The sequence below is a fragment of the Paludisphaera soli genome, assembly GCF_011064595.1.
Classification (GTDB): Bacteria; Planctomycetota; Planctomycetia; order Isosphaerales; family Isosphaeraceae; genus Paludisphaera; species Paludisphaera soli.
Genome location: NZ_JAALJI010000134.1, coordinates 1 through 735, shown reverse-complemented (window position 1 = coordinate 735; position 735 = coordinate 1). Strand labels below are relative to the sequence as shown.

The 735-nt window shown below is 73.9% G+C and carries 2 pseudogenes; both read right to left on the bottom strand.

From position 1 onward, the window contains the following. A pseudogene (locus G6O68_RS32000) lies at window positions 1-452 on the bottom strand (hypothetical protein); the annotation flags it as partial. Window positions 453-470: 18 nt separating this feature from the next. After that, window positions 471-735, bottom strand: a pseudogene (locus tag G6O68_RS31995) (hypothetical protein); the annotation flags it as partial.

Genomic DNA, 735 nt, shown 5'->3' with positions numbered 1-735 from the left:
TAGGGGGGGGATTGGGGGGGGGTCACGGCGTCACGCGTGACGTCACGTTTCGTCACGTTTTCCGTCACGCGTGACGTCACGTGACGCGTCACGTGATCCGTCACGTGACACCCCGTGACGGCGGTCGATTTCAGCCTCTCCCGACGCCGCTTCTGCCGCTCGGCGGCGAGCCGCTTCTGGCGCTCAGCCTCGTCCTCGCCGGCGGCGGCGGGGAACCCGTTGGGCCTCCAGTCGTCGCCGATCAACCCTCGCTCCAGGAGCGCGGCCTTGGTCTCGGCCAGCTCGTCGGGAGAGATCCGCAGCGAGGCGGCCAGGTCCGCGTCGCGGAGCCCCGCGAGGCCGTCGATCGCCTGGTAGCAGAGGATCATGACGTGCCGCCTCTGGAAGGCCTCGGGCATGGACTGCACGCGCGGGTCCATGGCCCAGGCCGGGTTGAACGGGAAGGGTTTCACTGCGGGGCGTCCTTACTGTCAGCGGCCGCGGGGCGGCGGTCCGTCGCCGAAAGCCTCGATGGGCGTCTGATCGCGGGGCGGAGGCGCGGCGGCGCGCCGTGCGGGAGGTTGCGCCTGGGCCCGCTCGGCGATCCGGTCGGTCGGGCCGGCGGAGCGTTGAGGGACGTAGCCGCGCGGGACCTCGTCGTGGTCGCGGGCCGGCGCGGGTCGGCGGTCGTCGGGCGGGCCGTAGCCGTTGCGGGGGGCCGGCCGCTGGGAGGCCGCGGCGCCGTCGTCGTCCTCG